This is a genomic window from Paenibacillus sp. J22R232, from assembly GCF_056269165.1.
On record NZ_JBWDNK010000003.1, the window covers coordinates 425,855 to 441,525 of the forward strand.

19 protein-coding genes and 1 other annotated feature are annotated in these 15,671 nt (G+C 49.7%); all 19 genes read left to right on the forward strand.

The features are described from left to right. The first annotated feature begins 55 nt into the window (after positions 1-55). Positions 56-298, forward strand: coding sequence for a DUF4321 domain-containing protein (locus tag AC0YN3_RS12860; RefSeq protein WP_475775433.1), 243 nt, complete (start codon positions 56-58; stop codon positions 296-298). Positions 299-349: 51 nt separating this feature from the next. Next, entirely contained in the window at positions 350-979 is a 630-nt protein-coding gene (locus AC0YN3_RS12865) for a Maf family protein (protein WP_475775637.1), read from the forward strand. 87 nt (positions 980-1,066) lie between these two features. After that, positions 1,067-1,756, forward strand: coding sequence for a RadC family protein (gene radC / locus AC0YN3_RS12870; RefSeq protein ID WP_475775434.1), 690 nt, complete (start codon positions 1,067-1,069; stop codon positions 1,754-1,756). Between the two features lie 39 nt (positions 1,757-1,795). Next, positions 1,796-2,827 (forward strand): rod shape-determining protein, encoded by a 1,032-nt coding sequence (locus AC0YN3_RS12875; RefSeq protein ID WP_183557656.1) that lies wholly within the window; start codon positions 1,796-1,798, stop codon positions 2,825-2,827. A 72-nt stretch (positions 2,828-2,899) separates the two neighbouring features. Next, positions 2,900-3,748 (forward strand): rod shape-determining protein MreC, encoded by an 849-nt coding sequence (gene mreC / locus AC0YN3_RS12880; protein ID WP_475775435.1) that lies wholly within the window; start codon positions 2,900-2,902, stop codon positions 3,746-3,748. Continuing rightward, on the forward strand, positions 3,745-4,269 hold the full coding sequence (gene mreD / locus AC0YN3_RS12885) for a rod shape-determining protein MreD (RefSeq protein WP_475775436.1): 525 nt from the start codon (positions 3,745-3,747) through the stop codon (positions 4,267-4,269). The genes mreC and mreD overlap by 4 nt, the downstream gene beginning before the upstream one ends. Positions 4,270-4,334: 65 nt before the next feature. After that, complete coding sequence (locus AC0YN3_RS12890) at positions 4,335-5,000, forward strand: septum site-determining protein MinC (protein WP_475775437.1); 666 nt, start codon at positions 4,335-4,337, stop codon at positions 4,998-5,000. A gap of 3 nt (positions 5,001-5,003) precedes the next feature. Next, positions 5,004-5,795: a septum site-determining protein MinD gene (gene minD / locus AC0YN3_RS12895; protein ID WP_183557669.1), complete on the forward strand. Its 792-nt coding sequence runs from the start codon at positions 5,004-5,006 to the stop codon at positions 5,793-5,795. A 7-nt stretch (positions 5,796-5,802) separates the two neighbouring features. Then, entirely contained in the window at positions 5,803-6,948 is a 1,146-nt protein-coding gene (locus tag AC0YN3_RS12900; RefSeq protein ID WP_475775438.1) for an FtsW/RodA/SpoVE family cell cycle protein, read from the forward strand. 159 nt (positions 6,949-7,107) lie between these two features. Continuing rightward, on the forward strand, positions 7,108-7,926 hold the full coding sequence (locus tag AC0YN3_RS12905) for a peptidoglycan DD-metalloendopeptidase family protein (RefSeq protein WP_475775439.1): 819 nt from the start codon (positions 7,108-7,110) through the stop codon (positions 7,924-7,926). Continuing rightward, on the forward strand, positions 7,919-8,800 hold the full coding sequence (locus AC0YN3_RS12910; RefSeq protein ID WP_183557678.1) for a M50 family metallopeptidase: 882 nt from the start codon (positions 7,919-7,921) through the stop codon (positions 8,798-8,800). The genes AC0YN3_RS12905 and AC0YN3_RS12910 overlap by 8 nt, the downstream gene beginning before the upstream one ends. A 37-nt stretch (positions 8,801-8,837) precedes the next feature. Continuing rightward, positions 8,838-10,097: an Rne/Rng family ribonuclease gene (locus tag AC0YN3_RS12915; RefSeq protein ID WP_475775440.1), complete on the forward strand. Its 1,260-nt coding sequence runs from the start codon at positions 8,838-8,840 to the stop codon at positions 10,095-10,097. A gap of 216 nt (positions 10,098-10,313) precedes the next feature. Beyond that, positions 10,314-10,403 (forward strand) — a sequence feature (ribosomal protein L21 leader region). Positions 10,404-10,418: 15 nt separating this feature from the next. After that, the gene (gene rplU, locus AC0YN3_RS12920; RefSeq protein WP_138752392.1) at positions 10,419-10,730 is read left to right on the forward strand and encodes a 50S ribosomal protein L21; all 312 of its coding nucleotides are present in this window, start codon (positions 10,419-10,421) and stop codon (positions 10,728-10,730) included. An 11-nt stretch (positions 10,731-10,741) separates the two neighbouring features. Continuing rightward, complete coding sequence (locus tag AC0YN3_RS12925; RefSeq protein WP_475775441.1) at positions 10,742-11,080, forward strand: ribosomal-processing cysteine protease Prp; 339 nt, start codon at positions 10,742-10,744, stop codon at positions 11,078-11,080. 90 nt (positions 11,081-11,170) lie between these two features. Then, positions 11,171-11,482, forward strand: a complete 312-nt coding sequence (gene rpmA, locus AC0YN3_RS12930) for a 50S ribosomal protein L27 (RefSeq protein ID WP_053374800.1) — start codon at positions 11,171-11,173, stop codon at positions 11,480-11,482. A gap of 230 nt (positions 11,483-11,712) precedes the next feature. Continuing rightward, positions 11,713-12,450, forward strand: a complete 738-nt coding sequence (locus AC0YN3_RS12935; RefSeq protein WP_475775442.1) for a Spo0B domain-containing protein — start codon at positions 11,713-11,715, stop codon at positions 12,448-12,450. Between the two features lie 13 nt (positions 12,451-12,463). Next, positions 12,464-13,789, forward strand: coding sequence for a GTPase ObgE (gene obgE / locus AC0YN3_RS12940; RefSeq protein ID WP_475775443.1), 1,326 nt, complete (start codon positions 12,464-12,466; stop codon positions 13,787-13,789). 131 nt (positions 13,790-13,920) lie between these two features. Continuing rightward, a complete protein-coding gene (locus AC0YN3_RS12945; protein WP_475775444.1) occupies positions 13,921-14,358 on the forward strand; it encodes an ACT domain-containing protein in 438 nt (145 codons plus the stop codon). Positions 14,359-14,382: 24 nt separating this feature from the next. After that, a complete protein-coding gene (locus AC0YN3_RS12950; protein WP_475775445.1) occupies positions 14,383-15,669 on the forward strand; it encodes a homoserine dehydrogenase in 1,287 nt (428 codons plus the stop codon). The last annotated feature ends 2 nt before the right edge of the window (positions 15,670-15,671 follow it).

Sequence of the window (15,671 nt, forward strand, 5' to 3'; positions counted from 1 at the left end):
AGGTTCATGCGTATAATGGTCTTAGGTGTCATTTCATGGCGAGAGGCGTTGAAAGATGAAGAAAAACGGCTGGATCCTTCTCATTTTTATCATTCTTGGCTTATTAGCCGGCGCATTAGTCGCGCGGTGGCTGGCCCCCGTTCAAGGCATCTCATTTCTAACAAAACCAATTGAGGCTTCATGGTCTCCCGCCATTGATCTATATGTGCTCAGTTTCAACCTGGCGCTTCACCTGCAATTCAGTTTGTTCAGCATAATCGGAGCTGTAATTGCAATATGGTTGTACCGCAAAATGTAGTGAGGCGGCCTTGACCGCTTAAGGAAAGCATGAAGGAGAAGCAATAATTTGATGGCTTATAACCAATTACGCAACGAAGCGTTCAGCCAGTTCGTCCTGGCCTCTTCGTCACCGCGCCGGAAAGAACTGGTCGCATCGCTGGACCTTTCTTTGCCGGTTTATATTTTGTCTACAGATACGGACGAAACGATCGAAGCAGGCTGGTCTCCGGCGCAGGCCGTGGAGGCGCTTAGTCTAAGAAAAGCAAAAGCCGCGATTCCAATGCTGCAACAAAAACAAGAGGTTCTTTCGTCTTTAATTATTGGCGCAGACACCATTGTGGTGCTTGACGGCGATGTGCTGGGCAAGCCGGCCGATGAGGAAGAAGCGATGTCGATGCTGCGGCGTCTTCAAGGGCGATCCCATGAGGTGTTTACGGGTGTCGCGCTCGTAGTTTCTTCTACTTCTGAAGCAGTTGCTGCGCATCGCATGACGAAGGTCACGATGAAATCCCTTACCGAAGATCAGATCAGAAGATACGTGGCAACAGGCGAGCCGCTCGATAAGGCAGGCTCATACGGCATTCAAGGCTTGGGAGCCACGTTGGTGGACCGAATCGACGGCTGTTATTTCAACGTTGTAGGACTGCCGTTGTCGCTATTGTCCGACATGCTGGCCTCCTTTGATATCGCAGTAATCTAAAGGATGTTTTTGTGGCGCCGCTCGGATTTTTTTTCAAAAATTAGGCAGGCTATAAACAAACCAATATGGAGAAGGCGGGATTGGGACATGTTGCCGCAACCGATGATTTTGCGTGATGTCCCCCATGAAGAACGTCCGAGAGAGCGCATGATGAAATATGGGGCAGAAGCACTTAGCCATACCGAATTGTTAGCGATATTGCTCCGTACGGGTACGCAGCGTCAATCTGCCGTTCACCTGGCAGGGACGATATTAAAGCAATGCGGCAGCTTGCGTAACCTGATGGATATGAGCATGGAAGAAATGACGTCCATTCGCGGAATTGGTCCTGCCAAAGCGATTCAGCTCCGTGCGGGAATTGAGCTTGGGAAACGAATTTCACGTAGTCAAATGGGCGAAGCGATTATCGTCCGCAAGCCCCAGGATGCAGCGGATTATGTGATGGAGGATCTTCGCTATTTGAAGAAGGAGCACTTCGTATGCTTGTTTTTGAACACCAAAAATCACATCATAGGACGCGAAACCTTGTCCGTAGGTACGCTCAATGCATCGCTTGTCCATCCCCGTGAAGTTTTTCGCGCAGCCATCTCGCGCAGCAGCGCATCTATTATTTGCATTCATAATCACCCAAGCGGCGATCCAACGCCTAGCCCGGAGGATATCGCATTAACGAGGCGCTTGGCGGAAGCCGGCCAGCTAGTCGGAATAGAAGTGCTTGACCATCTCGTAATCGGCGACGGAAGATTCGTAAGTTTGAAGGAACAAGGTCATATGTAATATAATAAAGTGATGTGGCAATTAGAAGGGAGCAACAACATGTTTGGTGGTTTTTCGAAAGATTTAGGTATTGATTTAGGTACGGCAAATACGTTGGTTTTCGTCAAAGGCAAAGGAATCGTCGTGAGGGAACCTTCCGTAGTGGCCCTTCGTACAGATACAAAAACAATCGAGGCAGTTGGCGAGCAAGCCAAAAAAATGATCGGTAGAACGCCAGGCAACATCCGCGCTGTTCGTCCAATGAAAGACGGCGTCATCGCCGATTTCGAAACGACGGCTACGATGATTAAATATTTTATTCGTCAAGCACAGAAGCAACGCTCTTTATTTCCACGTCATCCAAACGTCATGGTTTGCGTGCCGTCAGGCATTACGGCGGTTGAAAAACGGGCAGTAGAGGATGCGACCAAGCAAGCTGGAGCCCGTGAGGCCTATACAATCGAGGAGCCTTTCGCAGCTGCAATCGGCGCTGATTTGCCGGTATGGGAGCCAACAGGCAGCATGGTTGTCGATATTGGCGGCGGCACGACAGAAGTAGCGGTCATCTCCTTGGGAGGCATCGTTACGGCGCGTTCCATTCGCGTTGCGGGCGATGAAATGGACGAGGCGGTAACGCAATACATCAAGCGGCAATACAACCTTATGATCGGCGAGCGCACCGCGGAGCAGCTCAAAATGGAGATTGGCTCAGCGCTTCCGTTCGAAAAGCCGGAGACGATTGAAATTCGCGGTCGCGATCTCGTATCGGGCTTGCCAAAAACGCTGGCTATCACATCCGATGAGATTACAGAGGCATTGGCAGATACGGTCAACGCGATTGTCGATGCTGTGAAAGTAACGCTTGAGAAATGCCCGCCGGAGCTGTCCGCCGATATTATGGATCGCGGCATCGTGCTTACGGGCGGAGGCGCCTTGCTGCGCAACCTGGACAAGCTGCTGCAACGCGAAACAGGCATGCCGGTTATCGTTGCGGACAATCCGCTCGACTGCGTAGCGATCGGAACAGGCCGCTCGCTTGATAATATTCATCTCTTCAAAGCAAGAAGCTCAGCATCTCGTTCGAGACGCTAAATTAGGTCCGCTGGGATACGGATATGAAATGGGCAGGTGATCGAGCTGTTTAAGCTGATGCGAAATAAGCGTATGTCTATGCTTATGATCGGATTTATATTGTGCATAGCGGTCATCGGCTTTTCGCTAAGCGACCGTAAGGAATTATCATGGCCGGAGAAGTTTCTGAAGGATTCGGCAGCATACGTGCAGCAATGGTTTTACAAGCCCGCTGGTTCTATAGCGGGCTTCTTTGAGGATATCGGCAATCTTCGTACGATCTATGAGGAGAATGAGCGGCTTCGTCTTATGGCTGCTGCCTACTCTCGTGAGAAAATCAATTATAATTTCGTAGAGAAAGAGAATAAACGCCTTCAAGAAGAGCTGAAGTTCACAGAGGCGCAAAAGCAAATGTATGATTATAATTATTTGATCGCCCAGGTCGTCTCTGTCAGCAACGAAGCCAATAACCGGACGTTAACCATCAATCTCGGATCCAAAAACGGCATTAAGCCGAATATGGCCGTTACGACGATTGACGGTCTGATCGGGTTGGTCAGCTCGGTTACGCCATTTACTGCAGCCGTAACCCCAATAACGGAGCTTGATGAGTCATCACCGACATTCAATCTGATCGCGGTGACGGTTATGGGGCGCGAGGCCGAGTCTTTCGGTATATTGAGCAGCTACAACAAGGAAACCTCGAGGCTGCTTATGACGAAAATCGCAGAGAAGGATAAAATGGACTACCAGGATACGGTAATCACTTCCGGCTTGGGCGGCGTTTATCCAAGGGGGCTCGTGGTTGGAACCATAGAATCCAAACAACTCGGCGATTTCGGGCTTACTTATACAGCTTCGGTCGAACTGGCAGCCAGCTTCGATCACTTGACTGAGGTGTTTGTGGTTCAGGTGCCTGAATTGGAGGCTGCCGATCAATGAGCATGAACCGAATCATCCTGCTTATGGTTCTCCTTTTCGTCATTGAGGGGGCTTTAATGCCGTGGATCATTCCAGCCGGCTTCGGGCATCGGATCATTCCTCACTTTGTTTTCGTAATGGTCATTTTCTCTGGACTTTACAGCCGCCGGCATCTAGCTTTGCTGCTGGGCGTTAGCTTCGGTTTGCTTCAGGATATCGTTTATTTCGGTCATTTACTCGGCATTAATGCCTTTATCATGGGTCTTATGGGTTATTTCACTGGCGTTCTTCTGGAGCGCCGCCGTTCTACGATCATGATGGCGATATCGGTTATCGGTTTCGCGTGCATTCTGTTTGACAGCGTTATTTATTTTATATATAGCGTGTTTCGGATAACGAATGAAAGCTACGCATGGGCACTTATCGATCATATTCTTCCAAGTTTGTTTCTTCAGCTTGCGTTCGCGCTTGCCTGCTACGTGCCGGCTAGGAAGCTGTTTGAAGGCCAGACTGGCGTGAAGGCGGAGAAGGATGATGAATAAAATAATGGCGCAGGCAGGATTTTGTTAGTCGCACCAAGAATGCATTAGGTTGGGGAGGGACGAACGTGACCGATAAGCAGCATATAATTATAAAAGGTGTAAAAGAAGGTCTCGTGTTCCTTCTCGACGATAAATGTGAATTCGCGACGCTACTCGATGAATTGCAATACAAGCTGGAGAAGACGCATCAGCAGCTGCTCACTGGCCCGCTCGTACATGTACACGTAAAGCTCGGCTCAAGGCAAATATCGGATGATGACAAGGACCGAATCAAAAGCGTGATTCGGTCACAAGGCAATCTCATGGTCCAATCCGTTGAGTCTGAAGCGCCGAAGGTTGATTTGCTGCAAGGGGATCAGCCTCGTCTTCAGGTGCTTACGTCTATCATTCGTTCGGGACAAACCTATGAGCATGACGGGGATTTACTTTTAATCGGCGATTTGAATCCAGGCGGCACTTTGATGTGCACAGGTGACATTTACGTGCTAGGCGCTTTGCGCGGCACGGCGCATGCGGGTATCGGAGGAAGAACGGACGTTATTATCGCGACTTCGCTCATGAAACCGACTCAGCTTCGCATTGCGGATATAATCAGCAGACCGCCAGAGGAATGGATGACCGGCGATGCTTCAATGGAGTTCGCCTTCTTAAGCGAAGGCAGAATGCAAATCGATAAGCTAGCGCAATTATTCCGCATACGGCATAATCCTATCATGTTTAAGGGAGTGTAGAATATGGGAGAAGCGATTGTTGTAACATCAGGTAAAGGCGGCGTCGGAAAGACGACCACCTCGGCAAACCTGGGTACCGCGCTAGCTTTGCTTGGCAAGAAAGTATGCATGGTGGATACCGATATCGGACTTCGTAACCTAGACGTGGTCATGGGACTGGAGAACCGGATTATTTACGATTTGGTAGACGTTGCCGAAGGCCGCTGCAGATTGAATCAGGCACTCGTCAAAGACAAGCGCTTCGATGAGTTATATATGCTGCCGGCTGCGCAGACGAAGGATAAGGACTCCGTTACGCCAGAGCAGGTCAGAAATATGATATTGGAACTGAAGAAGGACCATGACTACGTTATCATCGATTGTCCGGCCGGAATTGAGCATGGCTTCCGGAACGCAATTGCAGGGGCAGACCGCGCTATCGTGATTACAACACCGGAGAATGCTGCCGTACGCGATGCCGACCGTGTAATCGGCTTGCTCGAACAAGAGAAAATACCAAGCAAGCTCATTATTAACCGCATTCGCCAAAACATGATGAAAACGGGCGAGATGCTTGATATTGATGAAATCTGTCAAGTGCTGGCGGTTGATCTTGTTGGCATCGTGCCCGATGACGAGAAAGTAATTTCTGCCGCAAACAGCGGAGAGCCGACGGTTATGAATCCGGCTTCGCGCGCCGCAATCGCCTACCGGAATATTGCGCGCCGTATCTTAGGCGATATGGTTCCACTCATGCTGCTTGATGAGAAGGCGGGAGCGTTCAAGCGTTTCCGTAAGTTCCTTGGAATAGGATGATTACGATTTGCTTAACAAACTAAAAAAGCTGGATTGGGGAATTTTGATTATTTTAGTATTCCTCATGATTATCAGCACCGTTGTTATCCATAGCGCTACTGCCAACTTTCCCAAATACGCCGGATCGGACGTTAAGCAGCTCATCTTTTACGGCATGGGTTTTTTTATTGCTATCGCAGCAACGTTGTTCGATTACCGCATTGTGCTGAGGAGCTGGCACGTGCTCTACGGCATCGGCGTTTCCATGTTGATTCTTGTCTATTTCTTCGGTGCGGTCATCAATGGCGCAAGAGGCTGGTTCAAGCTCGGTACGATGTCCTTTCAGCCAGCTGAAATCGTCAAGATCGTGCTCATCATCGGGATTGCCTACATTATGGGCCGCAGGCAGGGAGAGCGCCTTACCTTCATGAAAGACCTGCTCCCGATAGCCGCCTTTTCGTTTTTGCCGTTCTTGCTCGTTATGATCCAGCCTGATTTAGGAAACGCGATTATTTACTTGGTTATCGTGCTTGGGATGCTCTGGATTGGGAACGTAAAGTATACGCATGTCATTGCGGGCCTTGCTGTCGTCGTTGCCGGGCTTGTACTGTTCGTTTCCTTATTCAATACGTTTAATCAGGAAATTTTCGATTATCTGGATGATAGGGATATGGGACATTGGCATAAGCGGATCAACACGTTTATCAATCCGGAGACCGCGACCGCGAATGACAAGCATCAATCGGAGAATGCGCAAATCGCGATCGGATCGGGCGGTTTGAGCGGCGATGGTTATTTGCAAGGGGACATGAAAAATGGAGGTTTCGTTCCGTATCCGTATTCCGACTCGATTTTTGTCGTCATCGGCGAGGAATTCGGCTTCCAAGGCTCGGCTATTCTCCTGCTGCTCTATTTCCTGCTTATCTACCGAATGATAATTATCGCATTCAAATGTTATGATTTGCGTGCTTCGTTTATCGTAATCGGCATTGTATCCATGTATGTATTCCAGGTGTTCCAGAATATAGGGATGATGATTGGGATTATGCCGATAACGGGAATTACGCTGCCCTTTGTAAGCTATGGCGGAACATCGCTTTTGCTTAATATGCTGTCGATAGGACTTGTTTTCAGCATCAAGGCGCATCAAGAAAAATATGAGCTGGCCGATTGAGGCTTTGCTGCAGTTAAAGCTGCTTCCGAGACGGATTTGATCCGTTTCGGAAGCAGCTTTTTATCGTTTGGAGGTTCGCATACTTGTCTCGCTCCCCACATATCCATGTATAAAGAAACAAGCTGTCGCAAGGACGATGGAAGCGGGGAGGAAATCGATATGCGGAAAAAGGTTAACGAAGAGCATGCGTACTTTTTGGCAGACGAGACAGAAGAGCTTGATCCGGAGGTTGTCTGGAAAACGAATCCGAACCCGTGGGCGAGCTGGAGCGACGACAAAGGGTTTATGGATAATAAAAGCTTTGTAAAGCCTCCGGACCTAACGAATAAAAAAGACCCGGATTTCGGAAAAAACAAGCATTCCTTCCGCAAAGAGCTGAAATGGAAGCTGGTCATTGCCATAATGCTTTTTGGAGCGGTCTGGGCGATGTTCCATTATGATACGCCGTACACGCTTAAGGGACAAGCGCTTGTAAAAGAGGCGCTTACCGATGAAATCGATTTTGCGGCAGCAGCCGCATGGTACAAGGATACGTTTGCCGGAGCGCCATCGTTTATCCCTATTTTCAAGGATAATAGCGAGTCAGCGATTGGTGCGGACGGAACCGTTAAGCTGCCGATTGTGGCACCGCTTGAGGGAGGCTCCTTGGTTAGAACCTTTGCAGAGCTGCTGAACGGCATTGAGCTGGCGGGGGAATCGGAAGAGCAGGTTGTCGCTGCTGAGACGGGACGCGTTCTGCTGCTGACGGATAAGGATGATAACAAGGGCTCCACGGTCCTCATACAACACGCGAACCAGCGCGTTACCGTATATGGGCTGCTCGGCAAGGCAGAGGTGAGCGTCAACGATTGGGTAGAGGCCGGCGATCCGATCGGCAGGCTATTAAAGTCAGAGGGCTCGCAGCCGAGCTTACTCTATTTCGCAGTGAAGCAGAATGATCAGTATATCGATCCCGTGGGCGTGATACCGATTGATTAAATGGAAAGGTATCGTATGGTCGGTTCATCCGCTGTTTGTCATCATTATGCTTGGATCGGTCATGACGGGATACTTCGCCGAGCTCATAACGTTATTTTTACTCGTACTGGTGCATGAGCTTGGCCATGTGTTCGTAGCGCTCGGCTATGGATGGACGGTACGGGAAGTAAAGTTGCTTCCGTTCGGGGGCGTGGTTGAGGTAGAGGAGGCAGGCGGGCTTCCGGCGAAGGAAGAAGCGATCGTGGCGATTGCAGGTCCGCTGCAAAATGTTTGGATGGGGCTGGCTGCTTGGACATGCGGGCAGCTTGGCCTTTGGGACCTTGAATGGGCGACCTACGTGTGGAAGGCGAATCTGATGATCGGCTTGTTTAATCTGCTCCCGATACATCCGCTAGACGGGGGCAAGCTGCTGCAGGCAGCTTTGAGCTATACCGTGAATTATTACAAAATGCTGCTATGGTCTGCCCGCATCAGCATGCTATTTAGTCTGCTGATGATAGCAGCCTCGCTACTTCCATGGCTGCTGCGCACCAGCGGCATTCAGCTCAACCTGCTTATCGTTGGCATCTTTCTCGTTATGACCAATTGGACGTATTACCGGAACGTTCCTTTTTTATTTTACCGTTTCCTCATGTACCGCGAACGCATATCGCTGCATGCGCTCTCGAAGGGCCATATTGCAAGCCCGATTATCGTAAACGGACGGCAATCTATTATTTCGGTTGCCAGACTGTTTCAACGGGAAAGGTACCATTTAATTTATATGCTTGAAGCAGGGAGCAAGGAAGTAAAAGTGCTGCCGGAACAAAAAATTGTCGAAGGCTGCCTGTCTGAAAATAATCCCAATCGTGCAGTATCGGAACTTTTCAGTTAAAATAGATGAAAAGCGTACTGGCAGGTGATACTCGGGTATGAAGCAAATGTTAATGCATGTACAGGGAGAGATGCTGCAAACCGCAGTGCTTGCGAACGGCCGCCTAATCGATTTTTTTATGGAAAAGACGAAAGCAAGCAGCCTGGTCGGCAATGTATATAAAGGACGAGTGGTTAATGTGCTGCCGGGTATGCAGGCTGCCTTCGTAAATATTGGATTAGCCAAAAATGCATTTTTGTATATTGATGAGCTGCTTCACCCGCATTTGGAAAAACAGCCCGCTCTAAAGCCGATGATCCAGGATTTAGTGAAACCGGGACAAGAGCTGATCGTGCAGGTGATGAAGGAGCCGCTCGGCGGCAAAGGAGCGCGCGTAACCACCCATTTCTCGCTGCCTGGCCGCTGGCTGGTGTATATGCCAACCGCTGATTATGTGGGCGTATCCAAAAAAATCAGCACGGACGGCGACCGCGCGCGATTGCGTGCAATCGGAGAAAAGCTGAGGCAGGACGAGGAAGGCATTATTCTGCGCACGGCAGCAGGCGGCGAAAGCGAACAGTCCCTTCACGGCGACATCGTACAGCTCAGGGAGCTGTGGCAGGATATCGTTAATCGAGGCGTAGAAGCAGCCGTACCTTCCGAGCTGCACCGTGAAGCCGGGTTATTAAGAAGAGCGGTCCGCGACACGCTGACGATGGATATGGATGAAATTTGGATCGATGACGGCGAGCGGTTCGCTGAGGTGTCCGCGCTGCTTGAGGAGATGACGCCCCAGCTTCGCAAGCGGTTGAAGCGATATGAGCATAAGAAGGGCCAGCCTTTATTCGATGCTTACCGCGTAACGGATCAGGTTAGGAAAGCCTTCGACCGCAAAATTTCCCTGGAATGCGGCGGTCACCTCATATGGGAAGAGACGGAAGCGCTGACGGTTATCGATGTCAACACGGGGAAGTTTATCGGATCCTCGGGCCTTGAGGATACGGTATTCCATACCAATATGGAAGCTGCGGATGAAATTGCGAGATTGCTGAGAGTGAGAGACGTAGGCGGCATTATTATCGTTGATTTTATAGATATGGGATTGGACAACCACCGTGAGCAAGTGATGCACAGGTTGATGGAGAAGACTCGCAGCGACCAAACGAAATGCACGATTCTCGGCTGGACCAAGCTGGGACTCATGGAGATGACGCGCAAGAAGGCGCGTGAAACAGCCGTTCACCTGCTGACTGAGCGCTGCTCTTCCTGTGGCATGATTATAAATAAAAAAGATGCAAGGCCAATGAATAGCCAATGAATAGCCAATGAATAGCCAGCTGTCTAAACCCGCGATTGCTGTGGTTTTTTTCTGTTTTTGACGGCAAGCGGTGCTGCATAAGAGTTTTACCAGTTAAAGTAAACGTATAATTGTTCAGCCGTTTGAAATAAATCGTCGTTTTTCTTGCTGGATCAATTGATATAGCTTGCATAGTATGGTACACTCTTTGGGTGTGTGTCTCGTGCCTCAGTGGAATGAGATGTACAAGTACCGCTCCGATTGGGTATACAAGCGTATGTGGCGCAAGCTGCAGACCACCTGAATTAGGCGAGTCTTCGAAAATAAGGAGGTGCACCAACAATGTTCGCAATCATCGTAACAGGCGGAAAGCAATACAAAGTTCAGGAAGGCGATGTTATCTACATCGAGAAACTGGATTCTGAAGCAGGCGAAAGCGTAACGTTTGATCGTGTTTTGGCGGTTTCTAAAGGTGACGGTCTTGTAACTGGAACTCCGGTTGTATCCGGCGCTACAGTAACAGGTAAAGTCGAGAAACAAGGCAAATCCAAAAAAATCATCGTTTACAAATACAAAGCCAAAAAGAACTACCGTCGTAAGCAAGGTCATCGTCAACCGTTCACAAAAGTAACAATCGAGAAAATCCAAGCGTAAGCGGGATTTCCATGATAACCATTACTTTTGTACGAAGAGCCGCTGACAGACGTATCGTAGCATTCGCGGTCGAAGGACATGCTAAATATGCGAGGCCCGGCAAAGACATTGTTTGTGCGGGAGTATCGGCCGTTTCGGTGGGTACCGTCAACGCGATCGAAGCTTTAGCAGGAGAAGAGTTGCCTGCCAAGATGAAGAACGGCTGGCTGTCGTCGGATATTCCGACGCTGGCGGACGAGGCTTCGGATGGCCGGATGCAGCTGCTGCTGGAATCGATGGCGGTTATGCTTGACACTATCGCAAAATCATACGGCAAGCATGTCGTCATTCATGAACTTCTTAATGCGTAAGCTTTCGAAGTAGGTTTGCTCCGCAAGCCTTAATGTCCATGCTTCCGAAGCAGGTTTGCTCCACAAACCTTTAAGAAGGAGGGAATAACTATGTTGAAACTGAATCTTCAGCTTTTCGCTTCGAAGAAAGGTGTTGGTTCCACGAAGAACGGACGTGACTCGCAGTCGAAGCGCCTTGGCGCTAAACGTGCTGACGGTCAAACCGTTTCGGCTGGAAGCATTTTGTTTCGCCAACGCGGAACAAAAATTCACCCAGGAACTAACGTAGGCATCGGGAAAGACGATACGCTTTATGCGAAAGTAGAAGGCGTAGTGAAGTTCGAACGTTGGGGACGCGACCGCAAAAAAGTGAGCGTGTATCCAGCTGTTCTAGCTCCGGTAGCTGCTGCAGTAGAAGCTTAATACAATCTTATATATGCACCAAGCCCCGGCCTGCATCGCTAGGCCGGGTTTTTTTGTTTCAAGGCTGATGACCGTGGGACGACCGCATGATATACTGGATAAGTAAGTAAAAACGCCATCGGCGAACTCTATATGCTAAATTAGCTTTGCCGGAGAAATATAAGACAAGGATATGGAAAAGGTATGCTTTCTTATGTTTTCGGGAAATACGATGAAAGTAGGTTTAATCGATGGGACGCTTAACAACGGCGAAATACTACGCGGCAGGCACTGTCATATTGCCTTGTGCCGCAGTACTTATTTGGCCCACTAAAGTGTGGTTAACTGCTGTCTTTCTCGTTTGGCTACTAGCTGTTGCAACTTACTGGATACGAACGGAACGGAAAGAGCATGCGGAGCGGACTGCACGGACAATCTTGTCATTGCAAGGATCCGCAATACGAACTCTCAATCATCATCGCCATGACTGGATGAATGACCTTCAAGTGGTATTTGGCTATATCAGGCTCAAAAAGCTGGATAAAGCTGCGGAGTATGTGGAAAAAATAAGTGAGCGAATGGCCGTGGAGAGCCAAATATCCAAGCTTGGCGTTCCGGCTCTGACCAGCTACATTCAATCCTTTCGCACCATTTCGAATTCGCTGGAGCTGCAGCTCGTCATTAAAGGCGATATTCATTTAAACGAATTAACGGCAGATGCCGATCAAATAGCCGAAACGCTCATTCATACGATTAACGCATATCGGTTTGCGGCTAAGCCTGGCTATGGTAATGCTGCTGTTCTTACGCTGGAGCTGTCGCTAGAGAACGATACGCTAAGCGCAACGTTTTTCTACGATGGCGAGTTAATGAATGAACAGCAATGGAAGCAAAAAATACAACAGCAGTTGGAAGGCGCGCCAATGCAGCCGGTCAACTTCGAGCAGCCGTACGCAAAGGTGCTGCTGAGAGCGGAAATGCGCGCATGAACGGGGGCACAACATGTTTGTCGATAAAGCGAAAATATTTGTAAAAGGCGGCGACGGAGGCGATGGAATCGTTTCTTTCCGCCGTGAGAAATATGTCGAGCAGGGCGGACCTGCCGGCGGCGACGGAGGCCGCGGCGGCGACTTGATCTTTCAAGTTGACGAAGGGCTTCGCACGCTCATGGATTTCCGTTACCAAAAGCATTTCAAAGCAAACCGCGGCGAGCGCGGCAAAGTAAAAAGCATGCACGGCGCAGGCGCGGATGATACAATCGTCCGCATTCCGCCGGGAACCGTCATAGTCGACGACGATACGCAGGAAATTATCGCAGACATGACGCGTCATGGGCAGAAGATCGTAATCGCCAAAGGCGGACGAGGCGGGCGCGGCAATATCCGCTTCGCAACGCAGAACAATCCGGCTCCGTATATTTCGGAGAACGGAGAGGAAGGGCAAGAGCGCTGGGTCGTGCTGGAGCTTAAGGTTATGGCTGACGTAGGTCTTGTTGGCTTCCCAAGCGTAGGCAAGTCAACGCTTTTGTCTGTCGTTTCCGGTGCCAAGCCTAAAATCGGCGCTTATCATTTCACGACGATTACACCGAATCTCGGCGTAGTGGATGTGGGGGACAGCCGAAGCTTCGTTATGGCGGATTTGCCTGGGTTAATCGAGGGTGCCCATGAAGGCGTAGGCCTTGGCCATGAGTTCCTTCGACACGTTGAGCGGACACGGGTCATTATTCATGTCATCGATATGTCTGCGTCCGAAGGACGCGATCCTTTCGATGATTGGCTGAAGATCAACGAGGAGCTCGTGCTGTATAACGAGAAGCTCGCAGATCGCCCGCAGATTATAGCAGCTAACAAAATGGACATGCCGGACTCCGCGGAGCAGCTTGAACTATTCAAGCAGCAGCTTGCAGAGGCAAGCGGTGACCGTCATTATGAAATTCTGCCTATATCCTCGCTGACGAAGCAAGGCATACAGGAGCTGCTGTACAAAGCGGCTGACGTGCTCGATACGATCTCCGAGGAAGTCGAGATCGAGGATGTCAAGGATGTTGCCGAACGGAAGGTCTACACCTACGAGAAACGTGAAGAAACAACCTTCACGATTCATAAGGAAGACGAAGTGTACGTGATCGTAAGCGAAGGCATTGATAAATACATGAAGCGGATGAATTTGACCTCCTATGACGCGGTCATGCGCTTTGCGCGCACGATGCGAAAAATGGGCGTCGATGCCGAGCTTCGCAAAATGGGTGCCAAGGACGGCGACATGGTGCAAATCGGCGATTTTGCTTTTGAATTCTTCGAGGGCAGCGATTACAATCCGAACGGCTAATGAATACAACCTTAAATTAGAAGCGAAGACGGCGAAAGCCGTCTTTTCTTATTTGCCTATTGCCCCAAGCCGAATATTTAGATATAATGTCCACTATAGGTGAACAATTGTCTTTTTGAGGAGGACGTATAGTGAGTAAACGCTATTATGTCGTTCGAGAGGATATTTTACCGGAAGCGATAATGAAGACGATACAAGTAAAGGAAATGCTGGGGCGGGGGGAAGCGGCAACCGTGCACGAAGCGGTTGAACGGGCGGGCCTTAGCCGAAGCGCCTTCTATAAGTATAAGGACGGCGTATATGCGCTCAATGAGCTGGAGAGGGAACGGATCGCCACGATATCCATGGATTTGGAGCATCGTTCCGGCATGCTCTCGAACGTGCTCAGCACGGTAGCATCTTTGGAAGGCAATGTACTGACGATGAATCAGACCATTCCGCTCCAAGGCTTCGCTAACGTTGTCATTTCAGTCGATATTTCGCAGCTTTCCGGGGAACTGTCGTCGCTGGTCGACATGCTGCGCAGCCTACCAGGCGTGCGTAAGGCTTCGGTCATCGGACAAGGATAACAGAACAGATAATGGAGGGTATATATGAAGCCGGTTAAAGTAGGTTTATTAGGTCTTGGTACTGTAGGAACAGGCGTCGTTCGCATCGTGGAAGGCCATCAGGAGGATCTTGCAAGCCAAGTAGGCTCGCCGATCGTGATTGAAAGAGTGCTCGTGCAAAACAAAAACAAAGCACGCAATATCGCAATCGATCAGGATAAGCTCACGGAGGATCCCTGGGATATTATTCGCCATCCTGACATCGACGTAATCGTTGAGGTTATGGGCGGTATCGGGCTCACGAAGGAATACATTCTAGAAGCGCTGGCGCTTGGCAAGCATGTCGTAACGGCGAACAAGGATTTGATGGCGCTGCATGGCCCGGAAATACTTGCAAAAGCACAGGAGAACCGCTGTGATGTGATGTATGAGGCGAGCGTTGCCGGAGGCATTCCGATCATCCGTACGCTCGTTGAGGGCTTTTCCTCCGACCGCATCAACAAAATCATGGGAATCGTAAACGGAACGACAAACTTTATTCTGACAAAGATGAGCCAAGAGGGAGCATCCTATCTGGACGTCCTAAAGGAAGCTCAGGAGCTGGGCTATGCGGAATCCGATCCGACATCGGATGTCGAAGGTCTAGACGCGGCTCGGAAAATGACGATACTTGCAACGATCGGCTTCCGCGCGAATGTAGCGCTCGAGGACGTATCGGTTCAAGGCATATCTTCCGTTACGAAAGAGGATATCTTGTACGCAAAGCGTCTAGGCTATGAAGTGAAGCTTCTAGGCATCGCAGAACGTCAAGACGATCTAATCAGCATTAGCGTACAGCCGACAATGGTTAAGCAATCGCATCCGATTGCGTCGGTTAACGGCGTGTTTAATGCGGTTTACGTATATGGCGAAGCGGTTGGCGAGACGATGTTCTACGGCGCCGGCGCCGGTGAGCTTCCGACCGCAACTTCGATCGTGTCGGATTTGGTTGCTGTCGTGAAAAACCTGAAGCTGGGCGTTAACGGGATGCAGGGCAGCCTTGCCTATAAAGAGAAGAAGCTTAAGACCGACGATCAGATTTCGTCCAAATACTTCCTGCTTCTGAAAGTAGCTGACCGCGCAGGCGTATTGGCACGGATTACGCAGGTATTCGCTGATTTCGAAGTAAGCTTGGAGTCCGTGCTGCAGCAGCCGACCCCGTTTAATCCGGAAGCGGAAATTATCGTTATTACCCATGATGCGAATAAAGCAGCTATTCAGAAAGTACTGGCTACTTTCGAATCGCTTGACGTGGTTCATAAAGTGAAAAGCGTATACCGCGTAGAAGGGTAAGA

Excerpts from the sequence above, each read along its gene's own strand:
- AC0YN3_RS12860 (WP_475775433.1), top strand. The coding sequence starts at position 56 with ATGAAGAAAAACGGCTGGATCCTTCTCATTTTTATCATTCTTGGCTTA.
- AC0YN3_RS12865 (WP_475775637.1), top strand. The coding sequence starts at position 350 with ATGGCTTATAACCAATTACGCAACGAAGCGTTCAGCCAGTTCGTCCTG.
- radC (WP_475775434.1), top strand. The coding sequence starts at position 1,067 with ATGTTGCCGCAACCGATGATTTTGCGTGATGTCCCCCATGAAGAACGT.
- AC0YN3_RS12875 (WP_183557656.1), top strand. The coding sequence starts at position 1,796 with ATGTTTGGTGGTTTTTCGAAAGATTTAGGTATTGATTTAGGTACGGCA.
- mreC (WP_475775435.1), top strand. The coding sequence starts at position 2,900 with ATGTCTATGCTTATGATCGGATTTATATTGTGCATAGCGGTCATCGGC.
- mreD (WP_475775436.1), top strand. The coding sequence starts at position 3,745 with ATGAGCATGAACCGAATCATCCTGCTTATGGTTCTCCTTTTCGTCATT.
- minD (WP_183557669.1), top strand. The coding sequence starts at position 5,004 with ATGGGAGAAGCGATTGTTGTAACATCAGGTAAAGGCGGCGTCGGAAAG.
- AC0YN3_RS12905 (WP_475775439.1), top strand. The coding sequence starts at position 7,108 with ATGCGGAAAAAGGTTAACGAAGAGCATGCGTACTTTTTGGCAGACGAG.
- AC0YN3_RS12915 (WP_475775440.1), top strand. The coding sequence starts at position 8,838 with ATGAAGCAAATGTTAATGCATGTACAGGGAGAGATGCTGCAAACCGCA.
- rplU (WP_138752392.1), top strand. The coding sequence starts at position 10,419 with ATGTTCGCAATCATCGTAACAGGCGGAAAGCAATACAAAGTTCAGGAA.
- AC0YN3_RS12925 (WP_475775441.1), top strand. The coding sequence starts at position 10,742 with ATGATAACCATTACTTTTGTACGAAGAGCCGCTGACAGACGTATCGTA.
- rpmA (WP_053374800.1), top strand. The coding sequence starts at position 11,171 with ATGTTGAAACTGAATCTTCAGCTTTTCGCTTCGAAGAAAGGTGTTGGT.
- AC0YN3_RS12935 (WP_475775442.1), top strand. The coding sequence starts at position 11,713 with ATGGGACGCTTAACAACGGCGAAATACTACGCGGCAGGCACTGTCATA.
- obgE (WP_475775443.1), top strand. The coding sequence starts at position 12,464 with ATGTTTGTCGATAAAGCGAAAATATTTGTAAAAGGCGGCGACGGAGGC.
- AC0YN3_RS12950 (WP_475775445.1), top strand. The coding sequence starts at position 14,383 with ATGAAGCCGGTTAAAGTAGGTTTATTAGGTCTTGGTACTGTAGGAACA.